Raw genomic sequence first — 17952 nt, forward strand, 5'->3', positions numbered from 1 at the left:
CGATCGACCCGGCCTATCCGGAGACGCGGATCGAGTTCATGGTGGCTGACGCCGAGCCGATCGTCGCGGTCACCACAAGCGATCTCGCCGACAGGCTGAGCGGGTGCGATCTCGCCGTGATCGATGTCGACGATCCGCGCATCGCCGGACAACCCAGTACCGCGTTGCCGGGGGCGGCCCCTGAGGACATCGCCCACATCATCTACACCTCGGGCACCACCGGTCTGCCCAAGGGAGTGGCCGTCACCCACCACAACGTGACCCGGTTGTTCGACTCAATGGACAGCCGCTACCGGCCGGCGCCGGGGCAGGTGTGGTCGCAGTGCCACTCGTATGCGTTCGACTATTCGGTATGGGAGATGTGGGGTGCACTGCTGCACGGCGGGCGGCTGGTCGTGGTGCCCGAAGAGGTGACCCGTTCCCCGCAGGATCTCCATGCGTTGCTGGTCGCCGAGAAAGTCAGCATGCTCAGCCAGACTCCGTCGGCGCTCGGTGTGCTGTCCCCCCAGGGGCTGGACGAGACGGCGCTGATGATCGCCGCCGAACCCTGCCCGGCGGAGGTGGTGGACCGGTGGGCACCGGGGCGGGTGATGATCAACGGTTACGGCCCGACCGAGACCACCGTCTATGCCACCATCAGCGCTCCGCTGACAGCGGGATCGGAGGAGGTGCCGATCGGCGTCCCGGTGCCGGGCGCGGCGTTGTTTGTATTGGACGGGTGGTTGCGTCCGGTGCCGGCTGGGGTGGTCGGAGAGTTGTACGTCGCCGGCCGCGGGGTGGGCGTGGGCTATGTGCGCCGGGCCGGGCTGACCGGCTCGCGGTTCGTGGCGTGCCCATTCGTCGGTGAGGGAGCCCCTGCAGGGCAAAGGATGTACCGCACTGGAGATTTGGTGCGCTGGGGTGCTGATGGACAGCTGCGCTATGTGGGCCGCGCTGATGAGCAGGTCAAGATCCGCGGCTATCGCATCGAGCTCGGTGAGATCGAGTCGGCGCTGCGCGCCCATCCGCGGGTGGCCCAGGCGGTGGTCGTCGCCCACGCCCCCGATGCGGCCGACGGTGTCGGCGACAAGCAACTGGTGGGCTATGTGGTGCCCGACCCGCAGACGAAGTTGGTCCGTGAGCCCGACCGGGAAGCGCAGCTCGTGGGCCAGTGGCAGGGTGTCTACGCGGACCTGTATTCCGGACAGGCGTTCACCCAGCAAGGCGTATCCACCGGATTAGGGCAGGATTTCGGGGGCTGGAACTCCAGTTACACCGGTGAGCCGATCCCATTGGAGCAGATGCGCCAATGGCAGACGGCGGCGGTGGAGCGAATTCGGGCGCTGGGGCCGGGCCGGGTGTTGGAGATCGGCGTTGGCTCGGGTCTGCTGCTGGCTCCGCTGGCCCCCGAATGTGTCGAGTATTGGGGCACCGACTTTTCCGCGCCGACGATCGAGAAATTGCAGGCCGCGGTGGCGGCGCAGCCGTGGGCGGATCGGGTTCGCTTGGCGGTGCAGCCGGCCGATGTGGCCGACGGGCTGCCTGAGGGTTATTTCGACACCATCGTTTTGAACTCGGTCATTCAGTACTTCCCGAGCGCGGGCTATCTGCTCGACGTATTGAGGTTGGCGTTACGGCTCCTGGCCCCTGGCGGGGCGGTGTTTCTCGGTGACGTACGCAACCTGGCGTTGCTGCGGGAGTTCACCACCGGGGTGGTGTGCGCCGAAGACGTCCGAGGTGAGCAGACCGCGGCGGTGGTGCGCGAGCGGGTGCGCCGGGAGATGCTGGCCGAGCAGGAACTGCTCGTGGCCCCGGAGTTCTTCACCGCGTTGGCGTCGCAGTATCCGGAGATCGGCGCGGTCGATGTGCAGCTCAAGGCGATGGATGCGGTCAACGAACTCAGCGGGTACCGGTACGAGGTCGTGCTGCACAAGGCGCCCGTGTCGACGCGTTCGGTGGCCCGGATCCGATCCGAAGCATGGGAACGGTTCGGCAGCTTGGCTGCGTTGAGTGAATTCTTGAGCACGACGGACCTGCCCGAGTTGCGGGTGACCGGGGTTCCGCATGCCGGAATCTGGCCGGAGGCGGCATTGGCGCTGGAGCTGGCTTCGGCCGCGGATCGGGTGACGGTCGACGAGGTGAGTGCCGGTATGTCGACGCCTGAGGGTGCGGTGACGGCACGGCAGTGTCATCAACTGGGCCGGGAACTGGGTTATGCCACGGCGGTAACCTGGTCGGCCGCGGCGGGTTTCGTAGATATCGTTCTTACCCGCGCAGCAGAGCCGTTGACGGATGTCTATGTGCCGGCTGCGCCGGTCGGGTCGTTGGCCGGCTATGTCAACGACCCGGCCGCGATCGAGCGCGCGGCGGAGCTACGCGGCTTCGTGGCAGAGCGGTTGCCGGAGTTCATGATTCCCGCGGCGATCATGATGTTGGACGCGTTGCCGTTGACGGTCAACGGCAAGCTCGACAAACGGGCGTTGCCGGCCCCGGAGTTCATCAGCACGGTGGCCTACCGCGCCCCACGGGATGAGCGTGAGCACCTGTTGGCCGCGCTGTTCGGCGAGGTGCTGGGCGCGAGCCGGGTGGGCATCGACGAGTCGTTCTTCGATCTGGGCGGGCACTCGCTGTCGGCGACGCGGCTGGTGGCGCGCATCCGCGCAGAGCTGGACGTGGACGTGCCGATCCGGGCATTGTTCGACGCGCCCACGGTGGCCGGGCTCGCGGCCTGGATTCACACCGACGCCGCCGATGCGACGAGCACATCGTTGACGGCGCGCCCCCGCCCGCAGGTGGTGCCGTTGTCCTTTGCCCAGCAGCGGCTGTGGTTCCTCGATCAGTTGCATGGGCCGTCGCCGGTCTACAACATGCCCGCTGCGTTCACCATCAATGGCCCCCTGAACGTCGAGGCGTTGGGGGCGGCGCTGGGCGACGTGGTGGCCCGCCATGAAAGCCTGCGCACCTTGTTCGTCGCTGTCGAGGGCGTCCCACAACAACTCGTCATCCCGCCCGAGCAGGCCGACTTCGGCTGGCAGGTGGTTGACGCCCTCGGCTGGTCGGCGCAGCAGATCGACCAGGCCGTAGCCGCGGTGGTGGGGCACAGTTTCGATCTCGGTTCTGAAATCCCGTTGCGGGCAACGCTTTTGCGCCTCGGCGCGAACGAGCACGCGTTGGTGGCAGTGGTGCACCACATCGCCGGCGACGGCTGGTCGATCGCCCCACTGGTACGTGACGTCGGGGCCGCGTATGCCGCTCGCTGCGCAGGGCAGGCCCCGGATTGGGCGCCGTTGGCTGTGCAGTATGTCGACTACACACTGTGGCAGCGCGAGGCTCTCGGCGAACTCGACGACCCGGCCAGCCGCATCGCGGCGCAGCTGGGCTACTGGCAGCAGGTGTTGGCAGGGCTGCCGGAGCGGCTCGAGTTGCCCACCGATCGGCCCTACCCGCTGGTCGCCGATCAGCGCGGGGCCAGTATCGCCATCGACTGGCCCCCGCAGCTACAGCAACAACTGGCCCAGGTGGCCGCTCGACATCAGGCGACCAGTTTCATGGTGGTCCAAGCCGCGTTGGCGGTGGTGTTGGGCAAACTGTCCGCCAGCAGCGACGTGGCCATCGGCTTCCCTATCGCCGGGCGGCGTGACGCCGCACTCGACGAGCTGGTCGGCTTCTTCGTCAACACCCTGATCCTGCGTGTGCAAATCAACGGGGATCCCACCGTCGCGGAGTTGCTCGAGCAGGTCCGCGCTCGCAGCCTGGCCGCCTACGAACACCAGGACGTCCCCTTCGAAGTCCTCGTCGAACGGCTCAACCCCACCCGCTCGTTGGCTCACCATCCGCTGATCCAGGTCATGCTGGGATGGCAGAACTTCGACCGTCCGGATCAGCAGGCCCCGACGCCCGCTCTGGGCGATGTCCAGGTGCAACCCCTGAGTGTGGACACTCACACCGCCCGCATGGATTTGTCGTTCTCCCTGGAGGAACGATGGAACTCCACGGGTGAACCTGTAGGAATCACCGGGTCGTTGGAGTACCGCACCGATGTGTTCGATGCGGCCAGCATCCACACGCTCGTCGAGCGGTTCCTGCGTGTGCTCACCGCCCTCACCGACGACCCGACCCGCCGCCTGTCCACAATCGATCTGCTCGACGCGACCGAACATCGCAGCATCGAAGATCTCGGTAACCGCACCGCGTTGATCCAGCCGCCGTCCGATGCGCACGTCTCGATCCCGGCATTGTTCGCCGCACAGGTCGCCCGCGCGCCGCAGGCTGTCGCGATCAGCAGTGACGGCAGATCCATGACCTACCGCGAACTCGACGAAGCCGCGAACCGGATGGGCCACTTACTCACCGACCGGGGCGTCGGTCCCGGGCAGTGCGTTGCGCTGCTCGTCGAGCGCTCACCTCAAGCAGTCGTGGCCATGCTGGCAGTGCTCAAGACGGGGGCGGCGTATCTGCCGATCGATCCGATCGTCCCGGACGCGCGGCTGCAATTCATGCTCACCGACGCCGCGCCGACCGCCGCGATCAGCACCACCGGCCTCGCCGACCGGCTCGACGGCTTCGAATTCACGGTCGTCGACGTCGACGACCCCGCGGTTGACACCTATCCCAGCACCGGACTCGGGGCACCTGATCCCGACGACGTCGCCTATCTGATCTACACCTCCGGCACCACCGGAACTCCCAAGGGCGTGGCCATCACGCATCGCAGCGTCACCCATCTGTTGGGTTCGTTGGATGCGGGGCTGCCCCGGTCGGGCGTGTGGCCGTTGTGTCACTCGCTGGCCTTCGATGTTTCGGTGTGGGAGATCTTCGGTGCGCTGCTGCGCGGTGGGCGACTGGTCGTCGTCCCCGAATCGGTGGCGAGCGCACCGGATGAGCTTCACGCGCTCCTCGTCGCTGAATCGGTCACCGTATTGACCCAGACCCCGTCGGCGGTGGCGATGCTGCCGGATGAGGGGTTGGAGTCGGCAGCGGTCGTGATGGCCGGAGAGGCCTGCCCGACCGAGGTGGTCGACCGCTGGGCGCCGGGACGGGTGATGGTCAACGCCTACGGCCCGACCGAAACCACGATGTGTGTCGCCGTCAGCGCGCCGCTGACGGCGGGCATGCAGGTTGTGCCGATCGGCACTCCGGTGCCCGGAGCTGCGTTGTTCGTTCTCGACGCGTGGCTGCGTCCGGTGCCGGTCGGGGTGGTCGGTGAGCTGTACGTGGCCGGCGTCGGGTTGGCCTACGGCTACCTGGGACGCGCGGGTCTGACTGCAGCGCGCTTCACCGCCTGCCCGTTCGGCACACCGGGGCAGCGGATGTATCGCACCGGCGATCTGGTGCGTTGGGGCACCGACGGACAACTGGCGTACCTGGGCCGCGCCGATGAACAGGTCAAGATCCGCGGCTACCGCATAGAACTCGGCGAAGTCCACGCCGCTCTGGCCGCCCTGGACGGAATCGACCACGCCGCCGTCATCGCTCGCGAAGACCGCCCCGGTGACAAACGCCTCGTTGGTTATGTCACCGAAACCTCCACGGCCACCATCGATCCCGCCGAAGTGCGCGCGAAGCTGGCCAAGCGGCTGCCGGCCTACATGGTGCCGGCGGCCGTCGTCGTCCTCGACGCCCTGCCGTTGACGGTCAACGGCAAACTCGACACCCGGGCGCTACCGGCCCCCGAATACAGTGCCGGCCAGCACCGCTCTCCGACCACCCCCACCGAGGAGATCGTGGCCGGCATCTACGCTCGCGTCCTGGGACTCGAGCGCGTCGGAATCGACGAGTCCTTCTTCGACCTCGGCGGCGACTCGCTGTCGGCAACCCGGGCCATCGCCGCGATCAACACCAGCCTGGACGCCGGCTTGGCCGTGCGGACCATCTTCGAGTCACCCTCAGTCGCGCAGTTGGCTCCGCGCATCGGCGAGGGCTCGGTTCGGCGCGCGCCCTTGGTCGCAGCCGAACGGCCGTCGACGGTGCCGTTGTCGTATGCCCAGAGTCGGTTGTGGTTCCTCAACCGGTTCGAGGACGGTTACGGGACGTACAACATTCCCACCGCGTTGCGGATCACCGGTGCGCTCGATGTGCCGGCGCTAGACGCCGCTCTCGACGATGTCATCGCCCGTCACGAATCGTTGCGCACCGTTTTCCCTGATGTCGACGGTGTGCCGTTCCAGCAGGTGCTGCCCGCTGCAGCGGGGATGTGGCGGCGTGGAGGACCGGCCGTGGTGTCGGTGACCGAGCAGGATCTGGCCACCGAGTTGGCGGCCTTGGCGGGGTATCGGTTCGACCTGGCCAGCGAGATCCCAGTTCGCGCGCAGATCTATGCGTTGGAACCCGAACAGTATGTGCTCGCAATCATGGTGCACCACATCGCTTTCGACGGCTGGTCGTTGGCGCCGATGGTGCGGGATGTGGCCGAGGCGTACCGAGCCCGTCGAGCCGGGCAGGAACCGGGCTGGTCGCCGTTGCCGGTGCAGTATGCCGATTACACCCTGTGGCAACGGGATTGGTTGGGTGTCGAGTCGAATCCGGACAGTGTGATCGCTGCGCAGCTGAGTTATTGGCGAACGCAGTTGGCTGACCTGCCGGAGGTGGTGTCGTTGCCGGCGGATCGCCCGCGCCCGGCGGTGCCCAGTTATCGGGGTGACGGGGTGGAGTTGCGCATCGAGGCGCCGCTGTGGGCCGAGGTCAAGGCGGTGGCGGCGGCGCACAATGCGACGGCATCGATGGTGATGCAGGCGGTGTTGGCGGTGGTGTTGCACCGTGCGGGGGTGGGCCAGGACGTGGTGATGGGCTCGCCGATCGCCGGGCGGTTGGATGCCGCGCTCGATGATCTGGTCGGGTTCTTCGTCAACACCTGGGTGCTGCGGGTCTCGGTGAGTCCTGCGGACTCGTTCGGCGAGGTGCTCGAGCGGGTGCGCCAGAAGGCGTTGGATGCCTACAGCAATCAAGATGTGCCGTTCGAGTTGCTTGTCGAGCAGCTCAACCCGGTGCGCTCCACGTCGCATCATCCGCTGTTCCAAGTGGGCATGTTGTTCCAGAACAATGTGCGTCCGGACGGTGCGTCATTCGACGGGATCAGTGTGGAGCCGCTGGAGATGTCCATCGGTACTTCGAAGTGGGACTTGGATTTCGACTTGGGCGAGGTGCCCAGCCAGGACTCGGGTGTGCCGATGGCCGCCGGCACGGTCACCTATGCGTCGGACCTGTATGACCGGTCCACCATCGAGCGGTTGGTCGCCTGGTTCGTTCGCGTGCTCGAGACGGTTGTCGCGGACGCCTCTGTGGCAGTGGGCGAGATGGCCCTGCTCGACGCCGACGAGCAGACCGTCCTCGATGAGGTGGGCAACCGTGCGGTGCTGACCCGGCCGGCGCGCACTTCGGCGTCGATCCCGGTGGCCTTCGCCGAACAGGCGGCCCGCACCCCGCAGGCAGTGGCGCTGCGCTGCGGCGAGGAGTCGGTGACCTACCGCGAACTCGAAGATGCCTCGAATCGGTTGGCGCACTTACTGTCCGGCCAAGGAGTCGGTGCGGGCGATTGTGTGGCACTACTGTTCAACCGGTCTGCTGAGGCGATCGCGGCGATGCTGGCGGTACTCAAGGCCGGCGCGGCGTACCTGCCGATCGACCCGGCGCTGCCGGCGAGTCGAGTCGGGTTCATGCTCGGCGACGCCGCGCCGATGGTCGCGATCACCACCGGCCGGCTGGCCGAGCGGCTGACCGGATACGACCTGCTGGTCATCGATGTCGACGACCCCCGTATCCGGGACTATCCGCACACCGCTCTGCCCGCACCGTCCGCCGATGACATGGCCTACATCATCTACACCTCGGGCACCACGGGCACGCCCAAGGGGGTGGCCATCACCCACCACAACGTGACCGAGCTGATGGCTTCCATGGACCCCGTTTTGGCGGCGCCGACTCAGGTGTGGTCGCAGTGGCATTCCTACAGCTTCGACATCTCGGGCTGGGAGATCTGGGGCGCGCTGCTGCACGGTGGGCGGCTGGTGGTGGTGCCCGAGATGGTGGCCCGCTCGCTGACCGATTTCCACGCGTTGCTGGTTGCCGAACAGGTGACCGTGTTGAGCCAAACCCCCTCTGCGGTCGGGGGATTGTCGCCCGAGGGCCTCGATGGGGTGACCTTGCTGGTCGGCGGCGAGCCGTGCCCGGCGGAGGTGGTGGACCGATGGGCGCCGGGCCGGGCGATGATCAACGAGTACGGCCCGACGGAAGCCACGATGTGGGTGACCGCGAGTGCACCGTTGACGGCCGGGTCCGGTGCGGTGCCGATCGGTGCGCCGTTGCCGACTGCGGCGTTGTTCGTGCTCGACGAGCGGCTGCGGCCGGTACCGGCCGGGGTGGTCGGCGAGTTGTATGTCGCCGGCCCTCAGGTCGGGGTCGGATATTGGCGTAGACCGGGTTTGACCGCGTCGCGGTTCATGGCGTGCCCGTTCGGAAAGCCCGGGCAGCGGATGTATCGCACCGGGGATCTGGTGCGCTGGGGCGCCGACGGGCAGCTGCGTTACCTGGGGCGCGCCGACGAACAAGTCAAGATCCGCGGCTACCGCATCGAACTCGGTGAGATCGGCGCGGTGCTCGCCGCCCACCCGCGGGTGTCGCAGGCAGTGGTCGTCGCCCACACCGCGGATCCCGGGGAGCCGCTGAGCGACAGGCAACTGGTGGGCTATGTCGTTGCCGACCAGGAGATGATGCTGGTCCGCGAGCCCGACCGGGAAGCTCAGCTGGTCGAACAATGGCAGCGAGTGTGGGGCGGCCTGTACTCGGCCGAGCCGCCCACAGCGGGCGCGCCGGCATTGGGTGAAGATTTCGGCGGGTGGATCAGCAGCTACACCGGCGAGCCGATTCCACTCGAGCAGATGCGCGAATGGCGCGCGGCTGCGGTCGATCGCATTCGTGCGCTGGGACCGCGGCGTGTGCTGGAGATCGGGGTCGGTTCGGGCCTTCTGCTGACGCCGTTGGCGCCCGATTGTGACGAGTATTGGGGCATCGACGTCTCCACCGCCACGATCGAGAAACTGCAGGCGGCGGTGGCCTCGCAGCCGTGGGGTGACCGGGTGCGGTTGCGGGCGCAGCCCGCCGACGTGGCCGACGGGCTGCCGCTGGGCCACTTCGACACCGTCATTCTCAACTCGGTGATCCAGTACTTCCCCAGCGCGGGATACCTGCTCGATGTGCTGGCGTCGGCGGTTCGGCTGTTGGCGCCAGGCGGTGCGGTGTTCATCGGTGACGTGCGCAACCTGTCGTTGCTGCAGGCGTTCACCACCGGGGTGGTGTGCGCCGACGGCGGTGGTGCCGAGCAGACCGCGGCTGTAGTTCGGGAACGTGTGCGCCGGGAGATCCTGGCGGAACAGGAGCTGTTGTTGGCCCCCGAATTCTTCGTGGCGTTACCCGCAGAGTTCGACGAGATCGCTGCGGTGGATCTTCAGCTCAAAGCGATGAATGCGATCAACGAGCTCAGTGGCTACCGCTACGACGTGGTGCTGCGTAAGGCTCCGGCGCTGGTTCGCTCGGCGGCCGAGGTGCCGTCCCAACCGTGGCAACGGCTGGGCAGCCTGGCTGCACTGGGTGACTTCTTGCGCACCCAGCAGCCGGCGCAGCTGCGTGTCACCGCCGTGCCGCATGCCGGGATATGGCCGGAGGTGGCGTTGGCGCAGGCGCTGTCGGCAGCCGGGGACCGAGTGGCGGTCGGCGAGGTACGTGCCGGCCTGGCGGCGCCGGAGAATGCGGTGTTGCCGCAGCAGTGTCGTCTACTGGGCGAACAATTGGGCTACGCCACCGCCGTAACCTGGTCGCCCATCGCGGGTTCGGTGGATGTGATCTACACCCGAAGCGATGATCGGGCGCAGGTGTTGTCCGATGTGTACCGGCCGGCGACATCGGTCGATTCACTTGCCGGACACGTCAACGACCCGGCGGCGGTCGAGCGGGTAGCCGAGTTGCGCAACTTCGCTGCTGAGCGGTTGCCGGAGTTCATGGTCCCCGCGGCGATCATGATGCTGGACTCGCTGCCATTGACGGTCAACGGCAAGCTTGATCGGCGTGCGTTGCCCGCTCCGAAGTTCATCAGCGGTGCGGCCTATCGGGCACCGCGCGATCAACGCGAACAGCTGGTTGCCGCATTGTTTGGCGAGGTGCTCGGAGCGACGAAAGTCGGCGTCGACGACTCGTTCTTCGATCTCGGTGGACATTCGCTGTCTGCGATGCGGCTGCTGGGTCGGCTGCGTTCCGAACTGGGTGTCGAGGTGCCGATCCGGGAGTTCTTCGACATGCCGACCGTGGCCGGGCTTGCCGAATGGATCAGCGCATACGGCGGTGAAAGAAGTAGGGCCGCCTTGACGGTCCAGCAGCGGCCCGCGGTGATCCCGTTGTCGTATGCCCAACAGCGGCTTTGGTTCCTCGACCAGTTGCACGGACCGTCGGCGATGTACAACATGCCGACTGCTTACCGGATCAGCGGCCCGCTGGACACCGACGCGTTGGGAGCGGCGCTGGCCGATGTGGTGGATCGCCAGGAGTGCCTACGGACGTTGTTCACGGCGCCTGAGGGTCGCCCCCAGCAGGTCGTCATCCCTGTGGAGCAGGCCGATTTCGGGTGGCAGGTCGTCGATGCACGCGACTGGTCAGCGGACCGGTTAGAAGAAGCTCTCGGCGAGATCGTGCGCTACGCGTTTGACTTGACCGCTGAGATCCCTTTGCGGGCGCAGCTTTTCCGTGTCGCGGTCGACGAGTTCGTACTGGTTGCCGTGGTGCACCATATCGCCGCGGACGGTCTGTCGATCGGCCCGTTGATGCGCGATCTGGGTGTGGCCTATGCGAGCCGGTGTGCGGAGCGCGCACCGGATTGGGCGCCATTGGCGGTGCAGTATGTGGACTACACGCTGTGGCAGCGTGAGCAATTGGGCGACCTGGCCGATGCCGACAGCCCGATCGCCGCGCAGCTCGCCTACTGGGAACAGGCGCTTGCCGGGCTGCCGGAGCGCTTGGATCTGCCTACCGATCGGCCCTACCCGCCGGTGGCTGATTACCGGGGCGCCACCGTCGCCGTGGAGTGGCCGGCCGAGTTGCAGCAGCAGATCGCCCGGGTAGCCGGCGAACACAACACAACCAGCTTCATGGTGGTTCAGGCCGCCCTGGCGGTGCTGCTCGCCAAGCTCAGCGCCACTCCCGATGTCGCCGTCGGGTTCCCGATCGCTGGGCGCGACGACCCGGCTTTGGATGAGCTGGTGGGAGTTTTCGTCAACACCCTGGTGCTTCGAGTCGATCTGAGCGGTGACCCCCGGCTAACGGAGCTACTGGCCCAGGTCCGTCAGCGTAGCCTCGCCGCCTACCAGCACCAGGATGTGCCCTTCGAGGTGCTCGTTGACCGACTCAACCCGACCCGCAGCCTGACCCACCATCCACTCGTGCAGGTGATGTTGGCGTGGCAGAACCTGTCGGTGCATGCGGACGGATCCGCTGAGTTCGCCTTGGGTGATCTGCAATTCACGCCACTGACCGCTGAAACCCAAACGGCCCGCATGGATTTGACGTTCTCCCTCGCCGAACGCTGGAATGCGGCCGGTGAGCCCGCCGGGATCAGTGGCGCGGTGGAATTCCGCACCGACGTGTTCGACGCGGCAACGATCGAGGCGCTGTGCGAGCGGTTACACCGAGTGGTTGCTGCGCTGATCGACGAGCCCACGCGACGACTGTCGTCGATAGACGTGTTGGAGGCGGCCGAACTCAACCGGCTTGACGTATGGGGCAACCGGGCGGCGCTGACCGCGCCGGCATCCAGTGCGATGTCGATCCCGGCACTGTTCGCCGATCAGGTCGCACGCGCACCGCAGGCGGTGGCGCTGACCTTCCATGACCGTTCGATGACTTATCGCGAGCTTGACGAGGCGTCAAACCGACTGGCGCATCTGCTCATCGGACTCGGTGCGGGCCCGGGTGAGCGGGTGGCGCTGCTGTTCAACCGGTCGGTCGAGGCGATCGTCGCAATCCTGGCGGTGCTCAAGACTGGAGCGGCTTACCTGCCGATCGACCCGGCGCACCCGGCCGCGCGGATCCAATTCATGCTCGATGATTCCGCGCCTTTGGCAGCGGTCAGCACCGCGACACTGGCGGCGCGCCTGAACGGGCACGAACTGCTCGTCATTGATATCGACGACCCACGAATCGCCGATCAACCCAGTACCGCGTTGCCGGCAGCGGGTCCCGATGAAATCGCCTACGTCATATACACATCGGGCACTACCGGCGTACCCAAGGGCGTGGCGGTCGGCCATCGCAACGTGACGGGCCTACTGGAGGCGCTTGACGCGGAATTGGAGCTCTCGCCCGGGCAAGTGTGGACTCAGTGCCACTCCTACGCCTTCGACTACTCGGTGTGGGAGATCTTCGGGGCGTTGCTGCGCGGCGGTCGGCTCGTCGTGGTCCCCGAAGAAGTGGTCCGCTCGCCGCAGGAACTGTACTCGGTTCTGGTGACCGAAAACGTCAGCATCTTGAGCCAGACGCCGTCGGCGTTCTATGCATTGCAAACCGTCGATGCGCTCTCGTCCGAGCGCGAAGACGAGCTGAAGCTGGAGACGGTGATATTTGGTGGAGAGGCGCTGGAACCGCAACGACTGGAGAAGTGGTTGCGCAACCATCCCGGATCGCCGCGGTTGGTGAACATGTACGGCATCACGGAGACCACGGTGCACGCCTCGTTCCGCGAAATCGTCAGCGCAGACCTCGAGGGCAACGTCAGCCCTATCGGCGTGCCGTTGGCCAATCTGGGTTTTCATGTGCTCGATCAGTGGTTGCATTCGGTGCCCGCCGGCGTGGTCGGAGAGTTGTATGTGGCCGGCGGCGGCCTGACCTATGGCTATCTGGGGCGCGCCGAACTCACGGGATCGCGTTTCATCGCGTGTCCGTTCGGTGGGCTAGGGACGCGGATGTACCGCACTGGCGACCTCGTGCGCTGGGGTGCTGACGGGCAACTGCGTTATGTGGGTCGTGCCGATGAGCAGGTCAAGATCCGTGGGTACCGCATCGAACTGGGCGAGGTCGAGTCGGCCTTGGCAGGGCTGCCTGGGGTGGATCAGGCCGTGGTCGTCGCCCGCGAGGACCGCCCCGGCGATAAGCGGCTGGTTGGCTACATCACCGAAACCTCCATTGGCACAGTCGATGCCGCCGAGGCGCGGGCAGCACTGTCCGAACGTCTTCCCACGTATATGGTCCCCGCGGCGGTGGTAGTGCTCGATGCGCTGCCGCTGACGGTCAACGGAAAACTGGACAAGCGCGCTCTGCCCGCACCCGAATACACCGACACCGATCACTACCGCGCCCCGGGCACTCGGACGGAAGAGATTGTCGCCGCAATCTACGCGGAGGTACTCGGACTAGAGCGCGTTGGCGTTGACGATTCGTTCTTCGACCTGGGCGGTGATTCGCTGTTGGCGATGCAGGTGATAGCCGCGATCAACAGCCGCCTGGATACGCATCTCGCGGTACGCACCTTGTTCCACGCGCCTTCCGTGCGCGGTTTGAGCCAGCAGCTAGAGGGCCCTGCCGACGCTGCGGAAGTGGTCCCGATCGAGGTGCTCAAGGAGGGCTCCGGTGCCCCCCTGTTCTGCCTCCATCCCGGCGGTGGGGTGAGTTGGCAGTACCAGACTCTCGGAAAGTACCTGGACTGTCCCATCATTGGAATACAACAGACTCTCCAGGACGGCGAGGTTGAACCTCGCTCGATTCGGGATATGGCGGCAAACTATGCCGACCGCATCCAACAGATCTCCCCGACCGGCCCCTATCATCTTCTCGGCTGGTCCTTCGGCGGCGTTGTCGCACATGAGCTCGCCGTCGAGCTGCAACGACGTGGCTGCGCTGTGGAGCGTCTGATCCTCATCGACACCCAACCCCGCCTCGACAGCGCCGACCTACCAGACGGTGCTTTGGACAAGAAGCGCGTACTGGAAGAAGTCCTGCGGCTGTACAACATTGACAATCCAGACGTGGACGGGTCGCTTACCTACGAGCAACTTCAGGACCGAGTTCACCAACGAGTAGCCGTGGAGCTTCCTCAGTACGTGCAACTGGTCGATTCTTTCGTCCAGAATCTGGATCTCCTTGTTCAACACATCACTTTCAACCGCGCATTGCAAGAGGCCCATGAGCCGAGCGTTTTCGAGGGAAATATGGTCGCTTTCTCCGCCACGCAGGGAGAGAGTGACCGGTACACATCTGCTCTGGAAAGCTGGCGTCCTTATATTGCCGGCGAAATTGCTGAGCACTTGGTCGACTGTCCACATGAAATTATGTTGACTGCCGATTCGCTTAGCCTGTATGGCCAACGGCTCAAGTTGGTATTGGACGACCGTGGATGAGTTTGTGTTTGCCCAGGAGTGTGTCGTAGATTTTTCCCACCTCGTGTGGATGGCCTACGGGACCGTTAGGTAAACGTGGGCAGGCGACTGGCCGTCGGTCGCTCGTCCAGCGCGGGTAACCGGCTTCGACGGAAGCGGCGAGAGGCCTGTTCATTGCCTGCGATCCTGGGCTCCGGACAGGCGGTCCATGCGGCCTGCGGTGTCGTTTCGACCAATCTTGATGCAGGACTTGCAATTCGCTGCACCAAGTGATCGGTTCTGCCATGCTTCACCAATGGAAGTGAAAGATCGCGTTCGCCACGCTATTCAATCAGTTGATGAGGTGGGTCTGAGCCGCCTACACCGCTCTATGTACCGCTACTTCACCCGAAGGCTTCGTCCTAACGACTCGGCCTTCCTCAATGTGGGCTATGAGGAGGATCCTCCGATGGCTTTGCCGTTGGAAGCTTCCGATGAGCCGGATCGATATTACATCCAGCTGTACCACGCCACGGCTGCCCAGGCGGATATAAGCGGGAAAGACGTGCTGGAGGTTGGTTGCGGCCACGGCGGGGGAGCCTCTTATTTGGCGCGTACTATGCATCCGGCTTCCTACACGGGGTTGGACTTGAATTCAGAGGGTATCGCTTATTGTCAAAAGCGGCACAAGGTGGACAATTTGAATTTCATGGAAGGCGATGCCCAAAGCCTTCCTTTTGCCGACGAATCCTTCGACGCGGTAGTCAATGTGGAGTCCTCGGTCCACTATCCTCAGTTCTCCCGTTTCCTCGACGAGGTGGCGCGCGTACTGCGCCCCGGAGGGCACCTTCTCTACACCGATTTCAGATCCCCCGGATCGGTCGCCGCTTGGGAAGCCGCGCTTGAGAACGCTCCTATGAAGATGCTCTCGAACAGGCTTATCAATGCTGAGGTTGTTCGCGCGATGGACCTGAATACACAAAAGAGACTCGATCGCATATATAGCCTCATGCCCGCTGTGTTGCGTCCCTTTTCTCGCACCTCGTCCCGTTGGGCCGACGCGCGCGGAGTCGATGCGATGCGCAACGGCCGAGTGCCATATCGAATGTGCTGTTTCGTCAAGGAATGAAGCGGACGTCCGGTATGCGAGAGCCGTATGCCGCTTGAATCGCCCTGCCGGTCTGATGACACCTTCGCCCAGTATCGCCAGACGTCCGGAGTCGGTGCGAACCCAGGCGGGCGCAAGCAGCGCGGCTAACACGGGATCATTTGCACCCGCTTCCGCGAAAAGAGCAGTGCGGTACTGCAATTCGGCAGCCGACCGCCGATTCAGAGGCCGCCCATGCCTCTGGCCACCATCGATACCCCGACCACCGCGAGAAACGCCACCAGGATTGCGCGTTTGTGGGCGACCGTCCAGTCGTGTAACCGGCGCAGTGCCGCTTCGGTTTTCGCCGGGGTAGCCAGATGGCTCACCAGGATGATCTCCTCAACTGCAAGCATCCCGAAAATGTAGGCGACGGCAGCGATGAGCTGCACCTCAAGCGATGCCCCCGACGTCGCGATCAAAGCGACGACCAAGAAAAGTCCATCGAGTGGGGGGAGGAAGATAACGCCGATCACAAACGCGGGCCAGGGAGAACCGTTCTGCCACGCTTTACGAACGCGGCCGAGCAGCCGCGCAACCGCAGACCCACCTTCGGATGCCGTCCCCGGAGCCGACCCCACAAGCTGCAAGAGCGCCGGCGGGATGTTCGAGTCCTGCTCTCGAATCGCCGTTTTGGCGCTGCCGGCCCGGGGGGGTATGGCGTGCCGACCGTTCGGCACGCCCGCTCGCTGACGGGCTGCCGAGCGCAGAACGACTAGCGCGGCAACCAAGATCAGCACCACGCCGACGCCGATGGCGATCCGCTGGGCGGTCGGGTTGGCGACCGGATCAGCGAATCGCTTCATAAAGGCGGCGGACGTCGGCACCGCCTGGAGTACCAGCAACGGGATCAGCACGGTCGCGAGACCGATGATCACGCAGCCGAACCAATATGCGAAAAGGCTCGAAATTGGACGCGGACGCAAGAGTACGAAAAGTACGATGCCCAGCCGCACGGGATTGACCGTCGTCAGCAAAGCAAGCACCAGCAAAGGCCCCCACATGGGTGCGGACATTACCTTGACGATGCCTGGCTGGCTGACTGATTCCCGCTTCTGGGTCTCGGCAGGCAGCGACTCGAACCCCGTCGAAGCCACGACGCCCGAGCCGACGGCGGTGGTGGCGGGGCGCTTTGCCGCCGCACGGAACGTTCGGTCAGTCGATCTCGCCAGTCAGGTCGAATTCCATCAGCGTGCGCGCAGCCAGCTCACGCAGAGCGGGCTTTGTGTTCTCGGCACCCGGTTGGTAGGCGTTGACGCTGATGACAACGCTCTCGGGGAGGCGCAGAGACTGCACTGTCATTTCGCCGCCCATTTTCTCAAGCCACTCTCGTGTTTCGCCTTGGTTGGTCACTCGCGCGGTGGCGTATTCGGCGGGAGTGCCGTCGAGGCGATTCACCACCGAGCCGAGGTCGCCGAAATTTGAACAGAACACCGGAAGGTCGGGATCGACCATCGAGTCTGCCATCCGTTTCAACGTGCGCTTCGGTACGAATGGGGCCAGCCAGAGGACCTGCATTGACTCGTCTGGCTTTTCCCGCAGAGCCGTGAGCGCCTGCTTGACGGCGTCGCGGGCGCCACGCAGATCCGTCGTGACTCGTGTCGGATCGATGCTGACGCGCGCAAACAACATCGCGTTCGCACGCGTATCACTCTCGGTGCGGTCGCTTATCGGAAGTTGCAAGGTGACCGCACCGTCGCCGGCACGTCGGCGCCCCATGCGCTCCCCGAGTTTCGCAGCCAACCCGACGGTCAGCGTGTTGCTCGTTCCGCCCAGAGCCTTTGCCCGGGCATCCCACTCACCCGGGTCGATTGTGATCGTGATACCGGGCACGAGGACGTGGTCGTCGCCCTCGACTCCACGGGAAGCGACCGGTCGCGACGCTGATTGCGCAGAATTAGGCCAGCCCTGGCGGGCCATTTTTGCCGCCACAACAAGCGCCCGGCCGACCTCGCGTGCGTCGCGCGCTGTCTGTCGGGCGTCCTGCAGAACAGCGCGCCGTCGAGTGCGTGACGCCGGCGGTGGGTAACCAAGATCGCGCGTGTTGCCGAGGATGGCGTCGATGAGCGCGACGACACCCCCGATGCCGTCGATCAGATAGTGGGACATCACGAGGCTGACGGCGGTTGAGCCGTCCGTGAGTTCAACGGCACCGAGATGCCAGCCCGGCCCCCATTCCGGATCGATTGGCAGTTGTGCGCGTTCATCAGCCCAGTCGCTGAGTTCAGCGCGTGGACGTGCGCGCTGGTCGATATCGATGTCCGACGGCGCTCCATCTGAGGCCCACCGATGCCGGCCGAATGGCAGTGGCGAACGCTCGATGCGCCGTCCCAACAAACCGCAACCGAGATTGTGGTGAAAACGTCTCACGCCATCGAAGTCGATGGCGTGTTCATAAACCCACACGACCTGAAGGACTAAGTTCCGGCCGATGGCCTTGTGCTGGGCATACAAGCTCTGGTCCATGGGCGCGAGCCGAATGTCCGGGTGTGCATCGCC

Annotated in this window: 4 protein-coding genes (1 of these 4 running past the window's edge); 2 read left to right on the forward strand and 2 right to left on the reverse strand. The window is 65.3% G+C overall.

Annotation, left to right across the window (positions count from 1 at the left end; genetic code table 11):
• On the forward strand, positions 1–14348 hold the 3' portion of the coding sequence (locus AU185_RS21740; protein ID WP_082684020.1) for a non-ribosomal peptide synthetase. Its footprint begins 6805 nt before the window's first position; only the last 14348 of its 21153 coding nucleotides appear in the window; its start codon lies beyond the left edge, outside the window; the stop codon is at positions 14346–14348.
• A gap of 304 nt (positions 14349–14652) precedes the next feature.
• Complete coding sequence (locus tag AU185_RS21745; RefSeq protein ID WP_502687740.1) at positions 14653–15435, forward strand: phthiotriol/phenolphthiotriol dimycocerosates methyltransferase; 783 nt, start codon at positions 14653–14655, stop codon at positions 15433–15435.
• Between the two features lie 200 nt (positions 15436–15635).
• On the opposite strand, the gene AU185_RS21750 is transcribed toward AU185_RS21745, so the two are convergent.
• The gene (locus AU185_RS21750; RefSeq protein ID WP_197413424.1) at positions 15636–16550 is read right to left on the reverse strand and encodes a GAP family protein; all 915 of its coding nucleotides are present in this window, start codon (positions 16548–16550) and stop codon (positions 15636–15638) included.
• A gap of 58 nt (positions 16551–16608) precedes the next feature.
• Positions 16609–17919, reverse strand: a complete 1311-nt coding sequence (locus AU185_RS21755) for a condensation domain-containing protein (RefSeq protein WP_156425624.1) — start codon at positions 17917–17919, stop codon at positions 16609–16611.
• Positions 17920–17952 lie beyond the last annotated feature (33 nt).

This window comes from Mycobacterium sp. GA-0227b, assembly GCF_001499855.1.
Lineage (GTDB): Bacteria > Actinomycetota > Actinomycetes > Mycobacteriales > Mycobacteriaceae > Mycobacterium.

Coding starts and splice junctions, on each gene's coding strand:
- AU185_RS21755 (WP_156425624.1), bottom strand. CDS start 17,919: ATGGACCAGAGCTTGTATGCCCAGCACAAGGCCATCGGCCGGAACTTA.